Raw genomic sequence first — 17,472 nt, 5'->3', positions numbered from 1 at the left:
GGTTTGATTTAATAAAAAATGGAATGTAAATACATATAGAAAGGTTAGATAAGGTGACTATGATGAGAAATTCCCAGTTAGAAAAAATCCGTTTAGTTGGTGATGTGACAATTCCAGGAGATAAATCAATATCTCATAGAGCAATTATGTTTGGATCATTAGCGAAAGGGACTACAAAAATTACTAACTTTCTATTAGGTGAAGATTGTTTAAGTACGATTGCGTGTTTTAGAAAATTAGGTGTACAAATCGAAGTATCAGAAGATGAAGTAGCCGTTTATGGTAAAGGGATTGAAGGACTTAAAGAGGCACATGAAGTACTTGATGTAGGAAATTCGGGAACAACAGCAAGATTAATGATGGGAATATTATGTGGTTTACCTTTCCATTCAGTTATTATTGGTGATGAATCCATTGGTAAAAGACCAATGAAACGAGTTACAAAACCTTTAAAAATGATGGGAACTTCTATAGATGGACGTGAAGACGCTACATATACACCTATTTCTATTAGAGGAGGTTCACTGAATAGTATTTCTTATGCTTCTCCTGTTTCAAGTGCACAAGTTAAATCTTCAATTTTACTAGCTGGTTTATTCGCAAAAGGTACAACGACTGTGACTGAACCAGAAAAGTCTCGTGACCATACTGAAAGAATGCTAAATGCATTTGGTTGTGAGTTAGTAGTTGATGGAAACAAAGTCTCGATTAACGGAAACCAAGAATTAACTGCAACAGATGTTATTGTACCAGGAGACATTTCATCAGCTGCATTTTTCTTAGTAGCAGGTTCGATTGTTCCTAATAGCGAAATATTGTTAAAAAATGTAGGGGTAAACCCTACCAGAACAGGGATATTAACAGTTCTAGAAAGAATGGGCGCCAATATTACTTTAGAGGATGAAAAAGTTGTAAACGGAGAACCAATAGCGAATATACGAGTGAAATCATCCAATTTAAAATCAACTGTAATCGGTGGGGCTGAAATTCCTACATGTATCGATGAATTACCAATCTTGGCCTTAGCAGCAGCTTTAGCAGATGGAGAGACCATTATTAAGGATGCTGAAGAGTTAAGAGTAAAGGAAACGGATCGTATCCAGACTGTTGTAACAGAACTTACAAATCTTGGTGTAAGCATTGAAGCAACAAAAGATGGTATGATTATACAAGGGAATAGTTCTTTAATAGGTGCTAATGTAAATTCACATGGAGATCATCGAATGGGAATGATGCTTTCAATTGCTGCATTACTTGCTAAAGGTGATACAATTATTGAAAATACAGAATGTATAGCTGTATCTTTTCCGAACTTTAAAGAGCAATTAAATGAATTAATTAAGTAGTCATATGAGGTGTAAGAATGAGTTTATACGAAGCTGTTCAGTTAATAGAGAACGGTCAAACTGAAAAGGGATTAAATTTATTAAGAAAGAATTTAAAAAGCGCTAACGATGAAGAAAAATACGAAGCAGCACTTCTTTTTCAATCATTAGGATTTGTGGAAGATGCGAAAAATATCATTGAAGATTTAGTTTACTTATATGATGACGACGATGATCTTAAAATAATGTATGCAGAAATATTGTTGGATCTTGATTTAGAAGACGACGCTTTAGAGATTTTACTTGCCATAAAAGATGAGAGTGAAAGTCGAGTTCAAGCACTATTATTAATGGCTGATCTATATCAAGTTCAAGGTCTTGATGAAGTAGCAGAACAAAAATTATTTGAAGCAAAAAGAATTTTACCGAATGAACCTGTAGTAGATTTTGCACTAGGGGAGTATTATTTTAGTAAATATGATTATAAAAAAGCAATTCCATTTTACGAAAAACTTGCTAATCAAGAAATTGAAGTGAGTGGAGTAAATAAAGATTTAAGACTTGCTGAATGTTTAAGTGCTGAAGGTGAATGGGAAGATGCAATTTCATATTATGAAAAAGGAATTCAGAAAACAAAAGACTTCCATACACTATTAGGATATGGCATTACACTATTTCAAGCTGAACGTTATGCAGCCTCAATTCCAGTATTCGAGGAAGCAATCTTCTTTGATCCTGAATATTTAGTAGCACATTTATGGCTAAGTAAAGCACATGATCTTGAAGGCCAAATTGAAGAAGGCTATGATATATTACAAAAAGCTTTACTTGTTGATGAAACAAATGTAGAATGCCTTTTATCAGCAGCAAAATTAGCTCGTAAATTGAAGAATTTAGATGCAAGTAAAAAACATTTACAGGAAGCATTAATTTATGATCCTTCGCTAATAGAGGCAGTTCAGTTATTAGTCGGAATTCTTTTCGAAGAAGAAGATTTTGATGACATAATTAGTATAATTGAACTAGCAATTGAGCATGGAGCTTCAGATCCTCATTTTAATTGGGACTTAGGTAAAGCATATTATGGAAATGAAAATTATGAATTGGCATTAAATCAATATCGTCTAGCATATAATGACTTTAACCAGGAAATTTCCTTCTTAAAGGAATACGGAGACCTATTGTTTGAAGAAGGCTTAGTACAAGAAGCAAAAGAGGTTTACAGTAAACTTGTAGACGATGAGTATCTACAGGAAGAAGTAAGAGAGCGTCTTGAAAGAATAAATGAAATTCTGTAGTATTCTTTATTCAGAAAAGGGGACAAATTTTAAGGACAGAGGAGGGATTTAATAATGGCAACCCCTGTATCTGTGAATGAGAAGAAAGATTTTGTTAAGTGGTTTCTAAGTAATTTCCAGTTAAAGCAAAGAGAATGTGTTTGGATTTTAAATTACCTAATGAGCCATGACTATTTAATGAAAAAGGTTCATTTCGTAGAACAGTCTAAATATTGTCCACGCGGGTTAGTGATGTCGACAAACTGTGTTAAAGAGGTCCCATTTCATTTTTATAAACAAAATGTTATGACGACGGATGCAGAGAAGTCATTTCACGATATTCGACTAAATAGGGATGAGGATATTTATATCCAGCTCAATTTTAAATCTTCTTTTCAATATCCGATGTTTGTTTCAGTTTTAGAGGAGAACCCACATATACCAAAAAACTTAAATAGTAACGAAAAAGATCGCGTAATTGCTGAAAAACTATTGTCAGATTCAATTATTAATTTCCAAAAAGACAGATTGATGAAAATGATTGACGAAGCTCTAGATAAACAAGACAAAAAGCTTTTCCAAGAATTAACTAAGCAACTGAATTCATTAGCTTAATGTTAATCTGAAAAAAGTCCTCATTATATGGGGGCTTTTTTACTGTTGAAAAGGTATTTGCTAATTGAACACAATTAAATTTTATTGTTAAATAAGATATGTGGGGTTAATTTCCATTTTAGTACCCTCTCTTTAAAGTGTGGTCAGATTCATGATCTTAATCATTCGATGCAATTCTAGTAGGTCCTTAGACTTCTGGTGTATTCCACAGGAGTCGAGCGAATCAATTAATTTTTACAAGTTAAAAATTAAAGTTTGTAAACTTAAGATTAGCAAATTCCTCATAAAAAAATACTCATATAAAAAAATAGTAAAAAAGTCACTTAACATAGAAAGATTTTTGAATTATTGATTGATCTAATAGAAATATTTGCTTCGTAATGGATCGAAGTTCAACTGAATTTTTTATACTAATCAGTAAACTTTTATCGGATTACTGAGTTGAATACAAAGATCCCTTTCCACTGACTGAAAAATCCTATATTAGCGGGCTTTTTTTCTTTCTTAAAATAGTAATGTATGGTTAAATGGAAAATAGAAATTTGTTCACAAAAATTTCACAATTATAAATAAATTATTTTAATAGAAAGAGGTAATTTTGATGAAATGGACAACTAATGAATTAAATCAAGTTATTGAGAATCTGGAATACATCGATACGATCATTATTCCACTTTGTCCTGTTTCTTTGAAAAAAGAAAATATTGGTCTAGCCGAGCAAAGAGAGGACTTAATAATTCTTACTTCAGAACTTGAACGTACATATAAAGGCAGAGTTGTAATCGCTCCGGAATTTACTTATTTACCTGAAGATTCTAATAAAATAAGCCGATTAAAAGCTTGGAATGAAGAGTTTAAAGCTAGTGGGATTAAGCATGTTTTTTATTTAACATGTGATTTTGATTGGAGACAGTCAGAAGCTGAAATGGATCAATCATTAATTTGGTTACCTAATTTAAATATCAATAGCTTAGATGAATCATCACAACGTGTAATAGTAGATAAACAATTATCTCACATAAATGCATTATTTTCTAAAATATGGGGATAAAAATAAAAACAACATTATTACTATGATTATTATTAGGATATTATTGACCTTCTAAATTTGTTATTATATTATGAAAGTGTCCTAGTTTTATTATTATAGCTGTTGTCCGTACAGGAGTACTTGTGATAGAGGGGGGAATTTTCATGAGTGAAAAGGTTTCAAGACGCCAGTTTTTAAACTACACTTTAACAGGTGTAGGCGGCTTTATGGCGGCAGGAATGCTAATGCCATTGGCTCGTTTTGCCATTGACCCAGTTTTACAAAAAGAAGAAGCTGGAGCAATGGTGCAAGTTGGACTAGTTAAAGATTTAACGACTGACCCAAAACGCTTTGACTTTAAAGTTAAGCAGGTAGATGGTTGGGTTAAATCTGACGCGTCACACATTGCATGGGTGTACAAGAATTCAAATGGAGACATCGTAGCGTTATCACCTACTTGTAAGCATTTAGGCTGTACAGTTGGTTGGAACGACAATAAAGATTTTCCAAATCAATTCTTCTGTCCATGTCATGGCGGTCGTTACCATAAGGATGGTAAAAACATTAAAGGTACACCACCGCTTGGTCCACTAGACAACTATGCAGTAAAAGTGAAAGGTGATTCTTTCTATCTTGGTAAACTACAACCAAATACAGGAGGTAAATAATCGTGCTTAACAAAATTTACGACTGGGTAGATGAGCGATTAGAAATTACGCCTCTTTGGAGAGATATCGCTGATCATGAAGTACCAGAACACGTTAATCCAGCACACCATTTTTCAGCATTCGTATATTGCTTCGGTGGGTTAACATTTTTCGTTACAGTAATTCAAATTTTATCTGGAATGTTTTTAACAATGTACTATGTTCCAGATATCAAAAATGCATGGGAATCAGTTTATTACTTACAAAACAACGTTGCATACGGACAAATCGTTCGTGGTATGCATCACTGGGGTGCAAGTTTAGTAATTGTTATGATGTTTTTACATACTTTACGTGTATTCTTCCAAGGCGCATATAAAAAGCCTCGTGAGCTTAACTGGGTTGTAGGGGTTTTAATCTTCTTCGTAATGCTTGGATTAGGTTTTACAGGATATTTATTACCTTGGGATATGAAAGCGTTATTTGCGACTAAAGTAGGTCTGCAAATTGCTGAACAAACACCATTTATTGGTAAGCAAGTGAAAACGTTAATTGCAGGTAATCCGGATATCATCGGTGCACAAACATTAACTCGTTTCTTCGCAATCCATGTATTCTTCTTACCTGGTGCTTTACTTGCTCTTATGGGTGCCCATTTCTTAATTATTCGTAAGCAAGGTATTTCAGGTCCACTATAAGATTTAGTGCATGGGGCTTTAGTAAAAAATGACTAAAGTGTGTCGAAATAAAGGAGGGAGAACATGCATCGCGGTAAAGGAATGAAATTTGTAGGTGACTCACGTGTACCTGCAATGGCAGGACGTAAACCTAATGTACCAAAGGATTATTCAGAATATCCTGGTAAAACTGAAGCATTCTGGCCAAACTTCTTATTAAAAGAATGGATGGTAGGAGCAGTTTTCTTAATTGGATACTTAACATTAACAATTGCACATCCATCTCCACTTGAGAGGGTTGCAGACCCAACTGATACTGGCTATACGCCACTTCCAGACTGGTATTTCTTATTCTTATATCAATTCTTAAAATATAGCTATGCTTCTGGTGACTATAACGTAATTGGTGCTTTCGTAATTCCTGGATTAGCATTTGGTGGCTTATTATTAGCGCCATTCTTAGATCGTAGTCCACATAGAAAACCAATTAAACGTCCATTAGCTACAGGATTTATGTTATTAGCTTTATCTGGTGTAATTTATTTAACATGGGAAGCTGCGGCTCACCATGACTGGAAAAAACAAAAAGAACAAGGTAAAATCCGTACTTTTGTTGAATTAAATAAAGAAGATCCAGCATATAAACTATTGCAAAAAAATACTTGTGTATCTTGTCATGGCGATAATCTTGAAGGTGGCGCAGCAGCTCCAAGTCTTCAAAATAATGGTTTAAAACCTGAAGAAATCGCTCATATCGCAAGAAACGGTCGAAAAGCGATGCCATCTGGCGTATTTAAAGGTACTGACGCAGAACTTAAAGTGCTAGCTGAATTCGTTTCAAAAGCAGGTAAAACAGAGTAATTAAAAGAGAGTCGAATTTTCGACTCTTTTTTTATGTTGTATTGTATACTGAAATAATAACATGTAAAAAATGTGATGATACATATAAATTGTGAACTTTGTGTTATAAATTTATTAAATCTCCTCAGTGAAAGTGAGATGAAGTGAAATAATGAACATACTCTACAGTATGCTACGGCTTAAACCTAACTTAATTGCTTTATTTATCATAAATGTACTTGGAACAATCTATGGATATTATTGGTATCGATCTCAACTTGATTTTACTCCTGGTTGGTTAAAAATATTTGTTCCTGATAGTCCAACTGCATCATTATTTTTTTGTATTGTATTGCTACTGTTCATTCTAAATAAACGGAATGGACTAATAGAGGCACTAGCATATGTAAGCTTGGTCAAATATGGCATATGGGCAGTGTTGATGAATGGAATGGTTCTTTATTTATCAGGTGGACTTGATGCGGTTGCATACTTATTAATTTTTTCGCATGGTGCTATGGCGATCCAGGCTGTATTGTATGCACCGACATTTAAAGTTAAAAAATGGCACTTGACAGTTGCTAGTATTTGGATCTTACAAGATCTTATTTTAGACTATGTTTTTGGAACAATGCCAGAATACTATATGCTTTCTGATTACAGAATATGGATTGCTTTAGTGACATTTTGGTTAACTATATTTGTTATTTTAATCGCTTATTACCAGTTAATTTTTAAAAATAGAGCTCGTGCTTGAACAAGTTCTAATCTTGTCCTTTCTCTCATAATTATTAGTAGTTATGAGGGAGGGGTTTGATGAAAAAATTAGTTGCGGGGATAAGCGTTTTTTTTATTTTCTTTTCATTCAATACCGTAAAAGGGTACGCTAAAATAGATCAAGAAACTTCGTTAATTGAACAATCGCTCTCTTTAGTACAAGATGGTGATTATGTTCATGGCGCAAATTTATTAGAACAATTAGAATCTAAGTATATGGCGTCAGCAAAAAAGAATAAGGATTTCACACCAAAGGAGTTAGAAACCATTTCAGTTACTTTTCAAAATGCGCTTGTATCTTTAACAAATGATGCAATTGATCCGCAAGAAAAAGTTGCCGATGTACTTGGTTTGAGATTATTGATTGATGCTGGAGAAACGACTATGCAGCCGATGTGGAAGGAAATGAAAAAGTCAGTTATGACCCCACTACAGAATATGGAGTCAGCATATAAACGAGGTAATTCTGAAGCATATGAAACGCAATTAAATCAATTCTTACATCAATTTGAGATTATTTATCCAAGTCTTATCATGGACCTTCCATATGATGAAGTAAAAAAAATAAATTCACTTGTTTCGTTTTTAGATGATTATCGTATTAACCAAGAATCTATACCGGCTTTTCAACAAAAGTTGGATGAGACAAAAAGTGAATTATCATTCATTTTTGATCAAGGTAATTCAATTATTCCGCCTGTTTCTATTTGGACAATATTTACAACAGGGATCATTATTGTCGGTACATTAAGTTATGTTGGTTGGAGAAAATATATAGGTGATCGAAATAAGAACAAAAAAAGAAGAGAACATAATGATTGACAAATTTCTCTAAAAGTTATTACAATATCGTAAAATCACACTCCTTGGAGGAATTACAATGAGTTATCTAATTTACTTTTTAATATTGTTGCTCGTACCTTTATATGCGCAAATGAAGGTTAAATCAACTTTTAGAAAGTATTCTCAAGTTGGTTCTACATCACATTTAACGGGTGCAGAAGTAGCGAGAAAAATTTTAAATGAAAATGGATTATACAATGTAGCAGTAGAGGAAACTCGAGGATATTTATCTGACCATTATGATCCACGTGCAAAAGTTGTAAGATTATCAACTGAAAATTATCATGGATATTCAGTAGCGGGTACTGCAGTTGCTGCTCATGAAGTAGGACATGCAATTCAAGATGCGAATGACTATAGCTTTTTAAGATTCCGTCATTCATTAGTACCTGTTGCCAATTTCAGTTCCAATTTTTCTTATATATTTATTTTAATTGGCATGTTTTCTCGCTTATCAGGTGCATTATTAATAGGGATAGTTTTATTAGCACTAGGTGTATTGTTCCAAGTTGTTACACTTCCTGTTGAATTTAATGCCTCAAGTAGAGCTTTAAAACAGATTACAACTTTAGGTATTATCAATTCGAATGAGCATGTTTATGCAAAACGTGTTTTAAATGCAGCTGCATTGACCTATGTTGCAGCGGCAGCAGTAGCCGTAGCAGAATTATTAAGATTAATTTTAATTTATACTGGTATGACACGTAGTGATGATTAATATCAATATAAAACAAAAAGAGGTTCTGGCAATTAATGCCAAGAACCTCTTTTTTGTTTCAGTTAAAATTAAGGGTGAAGAGGGACTTTATTTTCATCTAATGTAAAGCCCTCACCTAGTACATCATGCACCTCTGTAACGGCAACAAAAGCGTGTGGATCGATATCCTGAATAATGTTTTTTAAATGAACTAATTCGTTTTTAGGAACGACACAAAATAATACGTCTTTGCTTTCTCCAGTAAATGTTCCTGTTGCTTTTAAATAAGTCGCGCCTCGTTCCATTTCTTTCATAATTCGAGCGGCTATTAAATCATTTTTCTCAGAAATAATATTTGCTCCACGAGCAGCATATGCACCTTCTTGCATAAAATCAATAATTCTTGCTCCGACGAAAACTGCAACTAGCGTATACATTGCTTCATATGCTTTTAAGTAAGTTAAAAGTGAAAGTGTAATGACAACAAAGTCAAAAATAAACATCGTTTTACCCATATTAATACCTTTGTATTTATATGCTAAACGTGCAATGATATCGACACCACCAGTAGTTCCACCAAATCTAAAAATAATTCCTAAACCTACACCAATAAATACACCCGCAAATAATGAAGCTAACATTAAATCGCCATGAACATCTATATTGAAAGTAAATTTCTCAAATAATTTTAAGAAAAATGAGACTGCAACAGTACCAATGATTGTATAAAGCATTGTTACTGTACCAAGTAATCTCCAACCAATAAAAAATAAAGGGACGTTTAAGACTAAGTTTGAGATCCAAACGGGAATATTTAGTTCAGCTAAAAGAATTAAGTTAATTCCCGTAAAGCCACCTTCAGCTAGATTGTTTGGAATATTTATATTCATAATTCCAAAAGAAAAAATTGCAGAACCTAAAATAATAAATAAGATATTGCGTAACTTCAATTTAAAAATCATATACTTCCTCCATACTATAAAAATTACCCTAAACTCTTATTTTTATCTTATCTTGTATTTTTTTCAAGTAAAATAATATATAATTTGTCAAAAAGTGGTCAATTCGATAAGATTTAATTGAGGAGTTGTTATTAGTATGCACGAAAAAACGATGAAAGAAATGCAAAAAGAAGTCGATACATATATAAGTCAATTTAAAGAAGGGTATTTTAGTCCTTTAGCAATGATGGCTAGGTTAACTGAAGAAATGGGTGAGTTAGCTAGAGAAATCAATCATACTTATGGTGAAAAGCCTAAGAAAAGCACAGAAGAAGAAAAGCTAATTGAAGAAGAGTTAGGTGATGTCTTATTTGTTATGATTTGTTTAGCAAATAGCCTAAATATAGACTTACAAGAAGCTCATGATATGGTGATGAAGAAGTTTAATACTCGAGATAAAGATCGTTGGACAAGGAAGGAAGTTTAAAATGGAAAAAGTAATTAGAGTAGTATTAGCAGGACCAAGAGGTAAAATGGGAATTGAAGCTTTACAATTAATCGATCGAACTGAGCATTTTCACCTTGTAGCTGCAGTAGATTATAAATTAGGTGGAGAACAAATCCAAAAGGTTAGCCCTGGCTTTAAAGATGAAGCAAAAGTATATGAAACATTAGAGCAATGTATTGAAAATGAAAGCTTTGATGTACTTGTTGATTTAACAACACCTGAAATTGGAAAAAAACATGCATTTTTAGCATTAAAAAATGGTATTCGCCCTGTAATCGGTACAACTGGTTTTACAAAAGAGGAGCTTGATGATTTAAAAGAGTTAGCTTCAAATAATGAGCTAGGTTGTATTATTGCGCCAAATTTTGCAATTGGTGCTATATTAATGATGAAATTCTCTGCAATGGCAGCCAAATATTTTAAAGATATCGAAATTATTGAGTTACATCATGACCAAAAATTAGATGCGCCTTCAGGTACTGCTCTTAAAACAGTTCAAATGATTGAGGAAGTTCGTGAATCGAAAATACAAGGACATCCAAATGAAGTTGAAACTGAAGCTGGAGCTAGAGGTGCAGATCTAAATGGAATGAGAGTTCATAGCGTGAGATTACCTGGTTTAGTTGCGCATCAACAAGTTTTATTCGGTGGTGATGGTCAACTATTAACAATTCGACATGATTCAATGAATCGAGCTTCTTTTATGTCTGGAGTTAAAGTAGCCGTTGAGGAAGTAATGAAGCTTACAGAGCTAGTCTACGGATTAGAAAATATAATGGACTAAAGGTGGGGTAGGTAGTGAAAATAGCTCTAATTGCTCACGATAACAGAAAAGACGCATTAGTAACGTTCGTTCAAGAAAATGAATCTTTTTTTCAGCAGCATGAACTATTTTCAACAGGTACTACAGGACTACGTGTAATGGAAAATACAACTTTAAACGTTTATCGTTTTCAATCTGGTCCACTCGGAGGAGATCAAGAAATAGGTGCATTAATTGCTAAAGGGAAAATGGACGCAATTTTCTTTTTTAGGGATCCATTAACTGCTCAACCGCATGAACCAGATGTAAATGCTTTATTAAGGCTATGCGATGTTTTTCATGTCCCGGTGGCAACGAACATTCAAACCGCTAAGGCAGTTGTGAAATTTTTTAGTTAGTTTGAAAGAGAGTGAGATAAGTGGAATATTTTGATGTACTAGCGTTTGGAGCGCATCCAGATGATGTTGAGATTGGAATGGCAGGTACGATTGCTAAGTTTACTAAGTTAGGCTATAAGGTTGCTATTTGTGATTTAACGGAAGCGGAGCTCTCATCAAATGGAGATACTTTTATTAGAAGAAAAGAAGCTGAAGAAGCAGATAAGATTTTAGGGGTTTCAAAGCGTTTTAATTTATCATTACCAGATAGGGGGCTATACTTATCTGAGGAAGCGATTAAACAAGTAGCTGCATTAATTCGAATGACGAAGCCTAGTATTATTTTCTCGCCATATGAAGTGGATCGTCATCCTGATCATGGTAATTGTACAAAAATAGTAGAAGAAGCCGTTTTTTCATCTGGGATTAGAAAATTTAATGTAAATACAAATCATGAAGCTCACAAGGTAAAACACGTTTTTCAATATATGATTAATGGGTTTCATCGACCTAATTTTATAGTTGATGTTTCTGAAACGATTGAAGTCAAAAGAGCAGCTTTAGAAACATATGAAAGTCAATTTACTCCCGGTCCAGATGGTGTCGTTACGCCTTTAACAAACGACTATGTAAATAGCGTAATTGCAAGAGAAAAAATTTTTGGGAAAGAAGCCGGAGTGCCATATGGGGAAGGGTTTATGGCAAAAAGACCACTCCTATTAAATGCAGATTGGTTAGTTTAAGAAGAAATGAAGAAGTTTAGGAGAGATAAAATGAAATTAAAAATTGGGATTACATGTTATCCTTCAGTAGGCGGTTCTGGTGTGATTGCAACTGAGCTAGGAAAGTTATTAGCAGAACTAGGACATGAAATTCATTTTATTTCATCAAGTATGCCGTTTCGTTTAAATAAAGTATATCCTAATATTTATTATCATGCAGTTGAAGTAAATCAATATTCAGTTTTCCAATATCCTCCATATGATTTAGCATTGGCGAGTAAGATGGCTGAAATTGCAAACCGTGAAAAATTAGATATTTTACATGTACATTATGCGATTCCGCATGCAATATGTGCTGTTCTAGCAAAACAAATGATTCATCATGATATTAAAATTGTAACGACATTACATGGTACAGATATAACTGTCCTTGGTTATGACTCATCTTTAACAGAGTTAATTAAGTTCGGGATTGAAAAATCAGATGTTGTAACTGCGGTCTCAAATGATTTAATTCGTCAAACAGAGGAATTAGTTAACCCTGATAAAGAAATAAAAACTGTGTATAATTTTATTGATGAAAGAGTGTATTACAAAAGAAATTGCCGGGCATTAAAAGCAGAGTACGGGATTTTAGAGCATGAAAAAGTCATTATACATATTTCTAATTTCCGCCAAGTTAAACGAACAAAAGATGTAGTAGATGTATTTAATTTAGTAAGAAAAGAAATTCCATCTAAGTTACTATTAGTTGGAGATGGTCCGGAAATCTCAAGTTTATGTAAATTAGTAAGAGAGCTTCGTATTGAGGATGATGTTTTATTTTTAGGAAAGCAAGAAAATGTTGAAGAGTTACTTTCAATGAGCGATATAAAATTACTTCTTTCGTCAAAAGAAAGCTTTGGATTAGTGTTACTTGAGGCGATGGCTTGTGGAGTTCCATGTATCGGTACTAGAGTTGGTGGGATTCCAGAAGTAATCGAACATGGAGAAAACGGATTTATTTGTGAACTAGGAGATATTGAACAAATCGCTTATTATACACTCAACTTATTACAAGATGAAGAACTATATAAACGCATAGCGAGTCGCTCGATTGAAATTGTTAAAGAAAGATTTCAATCAAATAAAATCGTTTCACAATATTTATCCATTTATAATGAGTTATTAGGAATGAAATAATATGGAAATTTTTGATAAAGCAAAGCCGATATTAGATCAATTAATAAAAAATGGTTTCGAGGCCTATTTTGTCGGCGGTTGTGTAAGAGATAAATTATTAAATAGAACAATTGGAGATATTGATATTGCAACTTCAGCTTTACCTGAAGAGGTTATGTCAATATTTCCAAAAACCGTTCCTACTGGATTACAGCACGGAACTGTTTTAGTTATACAAAATAGTGAGCCATATGAGATTACAACATTCCGAACTGAATCAACATATCATGATTTTCGTAGACCATCGGAGGTTACATTCGTAAAATCAATCGAAGAAGATTTAAAACGAAGAGATTTTACAATGAATGCCATTGCTATGACGACGAATAATGAAATAATAGATCCTTTTAATGGTACAATTGATCTTTATGATGGGCTAATTAGATGTGTTGGTGAAGCTAAGGAAAGATTTCAAGAAGATGCTCTTAGAATGCTAAGAGGTATACGGTTTGTAAGCCAATTAGATTTTCGTTTACATGATGAAACGATTAACGCAATTAAATCAAATAAACATTTAATTGAAAATATAGCCATTGAACGCATTTCGGTTGAAATAGAAAAAATGTTAATAGGAAAGTCACCTAAAAAAGGCATCGGACTATTAATACAAACAAATTTAGTAAATCATCTTCCAAGCTTAAAAGAATATAAAAATCAGTTTAATGATCTATTAGAACTTCCTATTCAATCATTAAAAACAATTGAAGAGATTTGGGCGCTAATAATATATAAATGTAATGTTGATAACCCAGAACAGGTTTTAAGAAATTGGAAGATGTCGAATAGTCGCATGAAACAAATATTAAAGATATATCATTTGTTAAATGAAACGAAAATTAAATGGAGCAATACAAAGTTATATCAAGTTGGATTACAGGATGCAATAAAATATGAGCGTTTACAGTGTGTCATTGATCATATCAATGCAAATGAATTTAATGAGGAATTATTAAAAAATATATATAATCAATTACCGATTTATTCTAAGTCAGATATATGTATTACAGGTAATGATTTATTAGAATGGTCACAATTAAAAGGTGGTCCATGGTTGAAAGAAGTATTAAGTGAAATAGAATTTCAATTAGTAGAGAAACAGCTTGAGAATAACCAACTTGCTGTTAAGGAGTGGTTCATAAATTGGCTTCAAAAGTAAAAGAAAGAATTATACAATTGTTTACGGAAAATAGTAATGAATATTTGTCAGGTCAATTTTTGAGTGATAAATTAGGAATTTCACGTACTGCAATATGGAAATACATGAAAGAATTGCAAGATGAGGGAATTGAAGTTGAAGCAGTAAGGAAGGTTGGATATAAAATTACAGGCAAATCTGATCGATTAACTCCAACGGATATTCAACTTGGTTTAGAAACGAAAAAATTTGGAAGAAATGTCGTGTACCAAGAAGAAACTAATTCAACCCAAACGATTGCTAATGAATTAGTGCTAAATGATGCTCCAGAAGGTACGATCGTTTTGGCTGAGCGTCAATTATTAGGTCGAGGCAGATTACAAAGAAACTGGTTAACTTCTGATGGAAAAGCAATAGCAATGAGTGTTATCCTTAGACCAGCTATTTCACCTAGAGTAGCACCTCAGCTAACATTATTAACGGCTGTAGTCATTGCTTCAGCCATCGAAAAAGTGACCGGTTTACATCCAAATATAAAATGGCCAAATGATATTTTAATCAATAATAAAAAAGTTTGTGGAATCTTAACTGAAATGCAAGGTGACGCTGATTGCATTAAAAGCGTTGTCATAGGTATTGGGATCAACGTAAATCAAGTTGAAGAAGATTACCCATTAGAACTGTCAGATATTGCTACATCATTACGTATTGAAAAAGGACAAACCTTTCTGAGGGCAAATTTAATTCAAGCTATATTAGCTGAATTTGAAAAGTTCTATGAAATATTTTTAGAAAAAGGTTTTAAACCGATAAAAATTTTATGGGAAAGCTATGCAATTTCGCTAGGGAAACAAATAAAAGCCACGACTTTAACCGAAGAAATTGTCGGTAATGCCATTGGAATTACTGATGAAGGTCAATTATTGATTGAAGACCACTTAGGTAATGTTCATACAATTTATTCAGCGGATATTTCGATAAATAAATAATGTAATACGAAATAAAACAACTCTCTTTTATATTTGAAAGAGAGTTATTTTATTTGTTGTATAATTGCCACGTATATTTGTAAATAATACCAAGTTTTTTCTTTACTTAATTGCTATTCTTACTATAAACTGTATTGGAAGGGTCGCGACTATCGCTGATACTTCAAGGGTGGTATCTGAATAGGGTTAATCAAACTTTAGTATCCTAAGAAGAACTACACCAGGTTTTAAAAAATCAATTCTAAAAATGTGTCTGCCTTGATCCTATAAGGACTGGGACAGAGGAATGAGACGGTTTACAATTTTCCTTTGTTCTCTTTTGAGCAAAGTTTTTTTATTGTAGCCCCCATTTCCTCTTCATTTAAAAGGAGGAAAAAAGATGAAAACAACAAAAGATTTTTTAAACATGAAACAAAATAATGACCCAATTGTCATGATTACTGCTTATGATTACCCTTCAGCACTATTAGCAGAAGCAAGTGAAGTAGATATGATTTTAGTCGGTGACTCACTTGGGAATGTTGTCCTAGGATATGATTCTACAATTAAGGTGACTGTAGATGACATGATTCATCACTCAAAAGCTGTTAAACGAGGGGCAAAAAATACGTTTATAGTGACAGATATGCCATTCATGTCTTACCACTTTTCAAAAGAAGAAGCATTACGTAGTGCATGTCGCATTATGCAAGAAGGTGATGCACACGCTGTTAAAGTTGAAGGTGCAGATGAAAATGTCTTAGATGTGATTAAAGCATTAACAATCGCGGGAGTACCAGTTGTAGCTCATTTAGGATTGACTCCTCAATCTGTAGGTGTATTAGGTGGCTATAAAGTACAAGCACGTGACTCTGAAAGTGCGATGAAATTGTTTAACGATGCAAAAAAATGTGAAGAAGCAGGTGCATTTGCAATCGTACTTGAATGTGTACCAAAGCAAATTGCAAAGGATATTACCAAGGATCTTTCCATTCCAACAATAGGAATAGGTGCTGGTGTTGATACAGATGGTCAAGTACTTGTTTACCATGATTTAATAACATATGGTGTTGGTCGTGTAGCTAAGTTTGTTAAACAGTATGCAAATGTCTCTACAACAATTGAAAATGCAATTGCTTCATATGTACAAGAAGTTAAAACTAGACAATTTCCAGATACTAAACATTCTTTTACGATGAAAGAAGAACAGTTAAAGGCATTATACGGGGGAAGTTCGCAATGAAAGTGTTTCACACGATAAATGATTTAAGAAATGAATTAAAAATTCACAGAAAAAATGAAAAATCGATTGGATTTGTTCCAACAATGGGATTTTTACATGAAGGTCATGCGTCATTATTAGAAGAAGCTAGAAAAAATAATGATATCGTCGTTTTAAGTATTTTTGTTAATCCGACTCAATTTGGCCCGAATGAAGATTTTGATCGATATCCAAGGGACTTTGAACGAGATGAAAAAGTTGCACTAAATGCTGGTGTTGATTGCCTCTTTTATCCAACAGTTGAAGAAATGTATCCTAATGAATTAAAATCAACTATGAAAGTAACAAAACGAGTAGATGTCCTTTGTGGTGAAAAAAGACCTGGACATTTTGATGGTGTTGCATTAGTTGTAACAAAATTATTTAATATTGTTCAACCAGACCAGGCTTATTTTGGATTAAAGGATGCTCAGCAAGTCGCTGTAATTGAAGGTTTAGTTGAAGACTTTAATATTCCTGTAAAAATTAATCCAGTTCCAACTATTAGAGAAGAAGATGGATTAGCTAAAAGTTCTAGAAATGTCTATTTAACAGACAAAGAAAGACAAGAAGCACCAGTTCTTTATAAAAGTTTACAAAAAGCAGTTGAAGAGATAAATAATGGGAATTTAAATCCAAATCAACTTATGCAAAATATTATTTCTACAATACAAAGTGAAACATCTGGAACAGTAGATTACGTAAGTATTTATTCTTATCCAGATTTAGAGCCTTTAAATAAAATAAATGGAAAAGTAATTATTGCGTTAGCAGTTAAATTTTCTAATGCTCGCTTAATCGATAATATTTTAATTTCTATTTAAGGATTGAACAACTAGGGGGAAATG

20 protein-coding genes are annotated in these 17,472 nt (G+C 33.1%); 19 read left to right on the top strand and 1 reads right to left on the bottom strand.

Annotated elements, in window-relative coordinates; all coding sequences use genetic code 11:
* The first annotated feature begins 62 nt into the window (after positions 1 to 62).
* The 10 genes from aroA to V5E38_RS11710 all read left to right on the top strand — a co-directional run bounded on the left by aroA (position 63) and on the right by V5E38_RS11710 (position 8,749).
* Positions 63 to 1,346 (top strand): 3-phosphoshikimate 1-carboxyvinyltransferase, encoded by a 1,284-nt coding sequence (gene aroA / locus V5E38_RS11755; RefSeq protein ID WP_499213418.1) that lies wholly within the window; start codon positions 63 to 65, stop codon positions 1,344 to 1,346.
* A 17-nt stretch (positions 1,347 to 1,363) separates the two neighbouring features.
* Positions 1,364 to 2,623, top strand: coding sequence for a tetratricopeptide repeat protein (locus V5E38_RS11750; protein WP_499213417.1), 1,260 nt, complete (start codon positions 1,364 to 1,366; stop codon positions 2,621 to 2,623).
* Between the two features lie 54 nt (positions 2,624 to 2,677).
* Positions 2,678 to 3,217, top strand: coding sequence for a YpiB family protein (locus V5E38_RS11745; protein ID WP_499213416.1), 540 nt, complete (start codon positions 2,678 to 2,680; stop codon positions 3,215 to 3,217).
* Positions 3,218 to 3,818: 601 nt separating this feature from the next.
* A complete protein-coding gene (locus V5E38_RS11740) occupies positions 3,819 to 4,268 on the top strand; it encodes a DUF2487 family protein (protein ID WP_387326896.1) in 450 nt (149 codons plus the stop codon).
* A 143-nt stretch (positions 4,269 to 4,411) separates the two neighbouring features.
* Complete coding sequence (locus V5E38_RS11735; RefSeq protein WP_097978883.1) at positions 4,412 to 4,915, top strand: QcrA and Rieske domain-containing protein; 504 nt, start codon at positions 4,412 to 4,414, stop codon at positions 4,913 to 4,915.
* 2 nt (positions 4,916 to 4,917) lie between these two features.
* The gene (gene qcrB / locus V5E38_RS11730; RefSeq protein ID WP_025671403.1) at positions 4,918 to 5,592 is read left to right on the top strand and encodes a menaquinol-cytochrome c reductase cytochrome b subunit; all 675 of its coding nucleotides are present in this window, start codon (positions 4,918 to 4,920) and stop codon (positions 5,590 to 5,592) included.
* 63 nt (positions 5,593 to 5,655) lie between these two features.
* A complete protein-coding gene (locus tag V5E38_RS11725; RefSeq protein ID WP_056466650.1) occupies positions 5,656 to 6,432 on the top strand; it encodes a menaquinol-cytochrome c reductase cytochrome b/c subunit in 777 nt (258 codons plus the stop codon).
* 151 nt (positions 6,433 to 6,583) lie between these two features.
* Positions 6,584 to 7,168 carry a DUF1405 domain-containing protein gene (locus V5E38_RS11720; protein ID WP_097978882.1) on the top strand — a complete coding sequence of 195 codons (585 nt, stop codon included), beginning with the start codon at positions 6,584 to 6,586 and terminating at the stop codon, positions 7,166 to 7,168.
* A 59-nt stretch (positions 7,169 to 7,227) separates the two neighbouring features.
* Positions 7,228 to 8,010, top strand: coding sequence for a sporulation protein YpjB (locus V5E38_RS11715; RefSeq protein ID WP_499213415.1), 783 nt, complete (start codon positions 7,228 to 7,230; stop codon positions 8,008 to 8,010).
* Between the two features lie 58 nt (positions 8,011 to 8,068).
* Entirely contained in the window at positions 8,069 to 8,749 is a 681-nt protein-coding gene (locus V5E38_RS11710; RefSeq protein ID WP_069031878.1) for a zinc metallopeptidase, read from the top strand.
* A 68-nt stretch (positions 8,750 to 8,817) separates the two neighbouring features.
* Here the strand turns inward: V5E38_RS11710 and V5E38_RS11705 are convergent, their stop codons facing one another.
* A complete protein-coding gene (locus V5E38_RS11705; RefSeq protein WP_097978879.1) occupies positions 8,818 to 9,690 on the bottom strand; it encodes a YitT family protein in 873 nt (290 codons plus the stop codon).
* A 136-nt stretch (positions 9,691 to 9,826) separates the two neighbouring features.
* Here V5E38_RS11705 and V5E38_RS11700 point away from each other — a divergent pair, with 136 nt between their 5' ends.
* The 9 genes from V5E38_RS11700 (at position 9,827) to panC (ending at position 17,448) form a co-directional block, all read left to right on the top strand.
* Positions 9,827 to 10,156 (top strand): nucleotide pyrophosphohydrolase, encoded by a 330-nt coding sequence (locus tag V5E38_RS11700; protein ID WP_499213414.1) that lies wholly within the window; start codon positions 9,827 to 9,829, stop codon positions 10,154 to 10,156.
* A gap of 1 nt (position 10,157) precedes the next feature.
* Positions 10,158 to 10,961 (top strand): 4-hydroxy-tetrahydrodipicolinate reductase, encoded by an 804-nt coding sequence (gene dapB, locus V5E38_RS11695; RefSeq protein ID WP_499213413.1) that lies wholly within the window; start codon positions 10,158 to 10,160, stop codon positions 10,959 to 10,961.
* A gap of 14 nt (positions 10,962 to 10,975) precedes the next feature.
* On the top strand, positions 10,976 to 11,338 hold the full coding sequence (gene mgsA / locus V5E38_RS11690) for a methylglyoxal synthase (protein WP_097978877.1): 363 nt from the start codon (positions 10,976 to 10,978) through the stop codon (positions 11,336 to 11,338).
* A 20-nt stretch (positions 11,339 to 11,358) separates the two neighbouring features.
* Positions 11,359 to 12,060 carry a bacillithiol biosynthesis deacetylase BshB1 gene (gene bshB1 / locus V5E38_RS11685; protein WP_499213412.1) on the top strand — a complete coding sequence of 234 codons (702 nt, stop codon included), beginning with the start codon at positions 11,359 to 11,361 and terminating at the stop codon, positions 12,058 to 12,060.
* A gap of 30 nt (positions 12,061 to 12,090) precedes the next feature.
* Positions 12,091 to 13,221, top strand: a complete 1,131-nt coding sequence (bshA, locus tag V5E38_RS11680; protein ID WP_499213411.1) for an N-acetyl-alpha-D-glucosaminyl L-malate synthase BshA — start codon at positions 12,091 to 12,093, stop codon at positions 13,219 to 13,221.
* Between the two features lies 1 nt (position 13,222).
* A complete protein-coding gene (locus tag V5E38_RS11675) occupies positions 13,223 to 14,416 on the top strand; it encodes a CCA tRNA nucleotidyltransferase (RefSeq protein WP_499213410.1) in 1,194 nt (397 codons plus the stop codon).
* Positions 14,401 to 15,384, top strand: coding sequence for a biotin--[acetyl-CoA-carboxylase] ligase (locus V5E38_RS11670; RefSeq protein ID WP_097978874.1), 984 nt, complete (start codon positions 14,401 to 14,403; stop codon positions 15,382 to 15,384). Before V5E38_RS11675 ends, V5E38_RS11670 begins: the two co-directional genes overlap by 16 nt.
* 379 nt (positions 15,385 to 15,763) lie before the next feature.
* Positions 15,764 to 16,606: a 3-methyl-2-oxobutanoate hydroxymethyltransferase gene (gene panB, locus V5E38_RS11665; RefSeq protein WP_097978873.1), complete on the top strand. Its 843-nt coding sequence runs from the start codon at positions 15,764 to 15,766 to the stop codon at positions 16,604 to 16,606.
* Positions 16,603 to 17,448 carry a 4-phosphopantoate--beta-alanine ligase gene (panC, locus tag V5E38_RS11660; protein WP_499213409.1) on the top strand — a complete coding sequence of 282 codons (846 nt, stop codon included), beginning with the start codon at positions 16,603 to 16,605 and terminating at the stop codon, positions 17,446 to 17,448. Before panB ends, panC begins: the two co-directional genes overlap by 4 nt.
* Positions 17,449 to 17,472: the final 24 nt, after the last annotated feature.

This window comes from Rossellomorea sp. GAMAL-10_SWC (assembly GCF_049568075.1).
Taxonomy (GTDB): Bacteria; Bacillota; Bacilli; order Bacillales; family Bacillaceae_G; genus Gottfriedia.
This window is presented reverse-complemented; position numbering and strand designations above follow the sequence as displayed.